1 protein-coding gene and 1 pseudogene are annotated in these 3,434 nt (G+C 69.0%); both read right to left on the bottom strand.

Annotation, left to right across the window (positions count from 1 at the left end):
* A partial coding sequence (locus tag ACY45C_RS20740; RefSeq protein WP_462189230.1) for a cytochrome c oxidase subunit I occupies window positions 1-1,330 on the bottom strand: 1,330 nt, incomplete at its 3' end.
* A gap of 271 nt (window positions 1,331-1,601) precedes the next feature.
* Window positions 1,602-3,230, bottom strand: a pseudogene (locus ACY45C_RS20745) (alkaline phosphatase D family protein).
* Window positions 3,231-3,434: the final 204 nt, after the last annotated feature.

Here is a 3,434-nt window from a genome sequence, read left to right on the forward strand (position 1 = left end):
GCGTCCAGAAATGGACCTTCCCGAGCCGGTCGTTCATCATCCGGCCCGTGACCTTCGGGAACCAGAAGTAGGTGCCGCCGAAGGCGGCGAACACCACGGTCCCGAAGACGACGTAGTGGAAGTGGCCGACGACGAAGTAGCTGTCGCTGACGTGGAAGTCGATCGGCGGGCTGGCCAGCAGCACCCCGGTCAGGCCACCGAACAGGAAGGTCACCAGGAAACCGACCGCGAATAGCATCGGCGTCTCGAAGGTGAGCTGCCCGTGCCACATCGTGCCGATCCAGTTGAAGAACTTGATCCCGGTCGGCACCGCGATGAGGAACGACATCAGCGCGAAGAAGGGCAGCAGCACCGCGCCGGTGACGAACATGTGGTGCGCCCACACCACGACGGACAGGGCTCCGATGCCGATGGTGGCGAAGACCAGGCCCTTGTAGCCGAACAGCGGCTTGCGGGAGAAAACCGGCAGGATCTCGCTGATGACGCCGAAGAACGGCAGGGCGATGATGTAGACCTCGGGGTGGCCGAAGTACCAGAACAGGTGCTGCCAGAGCAGCGCGCCACCGTTGGCGGCGTCGAACACGTGCGCGCCGAAGCGCCGGTCGGCCTCCAGGGCGAGCAGCGCCGCGGCGAGCACGGGGAAGGCGATCAGCACGAGGATCGAGGTCGCCAGGAAGGTCCAGCAGAAGATCGGCAGCCGGAACATCGTCATGCCCGGGGCCCGCATCGTCAGGATCGTTGTGATCATGTTGACGGCGCCGAGGATGGTACCGACACCGGAGACCGCGAGACCCACGACCCACAGGTCGGAGCCCACTCCCGGCGAGTACACCTTGCTGTTCAATGGCGAGTAGGCGAACCAGCCGAAGGACGCGGTGCCGTCCGGGGTCAGGAACCCGAAGATCACCGCCAGGCTGCCGAACAGGAAGAACCAGTAGGACATCGCGTTCAGCCGCGGGAACGCCACGTCCGGCGCGCCGATCTGCAGCGGCACCAGGAAGTTCGCGAACGCGAACGCCAGTGGGGTGGCGAACATGAGCAGCATCAGTGTGCCGTGCAGCGTGAAAAACTGGTTGTACTGCTCGTTGGAGAAGTACTGCAGCCCCGGGCGGGCGAGTTCCGCCCGCATCATCACGGCCAGGACACCGGCGAAGAGGAAGAACCCGAACGACGTGACGGCGTACAGGATGGCGATGTCCTTGTGGGACGTCGTCCGCAGATAGCCGAGCAAAGGGGTACGTGGCCTGGTGTGCGCGGCGACGACATCCACCGGCTGCGTCCCGCTATCCGCTGCTCCGCCCGGTTCTCTCGGTTGGTGTAGAATCGTCACGTTCGGCTCCCGATGTTCGTCGTCCGCACGGCGCCAGAATGCGCGTGGAAAGCGGCGGACGGGCCGGGGAAAGGCTAACGTGGCGACCGGTGTCCTGGCCGTAGAACCGTCGAGTTTCTTCGGATTTATTCGCGATGCGCAGGCCGGCGAGGCCACCCGGCGGAGGTCATCCGGTGGTCGAATTCCCGTGCCTTTTCCGATGAATCGGGTGGAAAGCGGTCGGCAGTGCGGGCCGGCAGGGCCGGAGCGTGCTGTCGCCGCACGCTCGCTCTCAGGCCGGCCGCGCGCCGGGCCGCCCGTTCTCGACCACCCAGGTGGCATCCGTGGACGTGGGCGAGTGGCGATGTCGGCGACGACCCGCATGTCCGCGCGCCATTCGTCCGGGGTGACGCGAACGCGTGTGTAACCTCGCCGGTCACCGCGAAAATACCGGACATGCGGGTTGAGCCGGGCATTGTTCCGCCGGACGAAGTCCTCGCTGACGAGGAAGAAGGCCGAGCTGATCGAGGTGCAGACGAACTCCGTCGCGACGACCGGCGTCTCGGGCCGGTCGAAATCGACCCGGAGGTCGTTCACCCAGGCGCAGTGGATGTCACCGGAGAGCACCACCGGGTTGCGCACGCCGCTGTCGCGGATCTCCGACAGCAACCGGGCCCGGTAGGGGCCGTACCCGTCGTTCTGATCCAGGTTGGCCAGCCGTGGTCCCTCGCCGAGGGGTAGCTGCCCGTTCAGCTGGGCCAGCATCGTCTGCTGGGCGAGGACGTTCCAGCGGGTCCGCGACGTGGTCAGGCCGTCGCGCAACCAGCGTTCCTGGGCGGTGCCGGCCATGGTGCCGGCCGTGTTGTCCCGGCCCAGGGCGGCGAGCCCGATGCCCTGCGGGGAGTCGCCGGGCTGCCTGGTCCGGTACTGCCGGGTGTCCATGACGTTGAACGTCACCAGGTTCCCGAACGCGAACCGCCGGTAGATCCGCATGTCGGGCGATCCCGGATTCAGCTCCGCCCGGATCGGCATGTGTTCGTAGTACGCCTGGTAGGCGGCGGCACGCTGGCGGGCGAACGCCGCGGGATCCTGCCGTTGCTCCCCGGTGTCGCCGGCCTCGTCGACCAGCCCGGCGTAGTTGTTCTCGACCTCGTGGTCGTCCCAGGTGACGACCCAGGGGGCCACGTGATGAGCGGCCTGCAGGGCAGGATCGGACTTGTACTGGCCGTACCGGTTGCGGCAGTCCGCCAGCGTCTGGAGTTGGTCCAGGCCGGGCCGCTGCGGGGTGGTGTGCCGCCGGTCCGGATAGGTGCTCCTCGGGTCATACTCGTAGATGTAGTCGCCGACGTGGACGACGAGGTCCGGCGCGTCGGCGGCGATGCCGTCGAAGGCCGGCCAATACCCGTTCTGGAAGTCCTGGCATGAGGCCAGCGCGAAGGTCAGGGCACCGCCGGCCGATTCCGGTCCCCTCCCGGGGGCTGCGGCCGTCCGGGTCCGGCCGACCGGACTGAGCACGGTGCCGGCACGGAACCGGTAGAAGTAGTCACGCTCCGGCGCGAGTCCGCGGACGTCGACGTGGACGGAATGCGCGAACGCCGCCTGCGCGGTCTGCGTGCCGGCGCGCACCACATCGCGGAAACCCTCGTCCGTCGCGATCTGCCAGTCGATCTCAATGTCCCGCGTGGGCATGCCGCCGCCCTCGGTCGGCCTCGGTGCGAGCCGGGTCCAGAGGATGACGCCGTCCGGCAACGGGTCGCCGCTGGCGACCCCGAGCCCGAAGACCCCGTCGGTGACGCCCGCGATCGGGGTGGGCGCCCGCAGGGCCGGCAGCGGGGGTCGGGATCGAACCGCCGGAGCCGCTGCAGGCCGCCAGGCTCGCCCCGCCCAGCGCGGCGCCCCCCAGCCCGAGGCCGCTGAGCAGGACGGCACGGCGGCGTGGACCGGCCCCCGGGTTCGTCCCGTGGCCGGACCGGGCGGCGGCGCGAGGACCGGTACCCGGATCGGCGCGTGCCGACGGATCGGTGCCGGCCGGTCGACCAGTCTGACCGGTGGCGGCTGACGGCGAGGGCGCCCGCGGGAATCGGCGGGAACGCGGAGAACCGGCCGCGGCGTCACGGGTCACAAC

The sequence above is a fragment of the Frankia sp. CcWB2 genome, assembly GCF_977927585.1.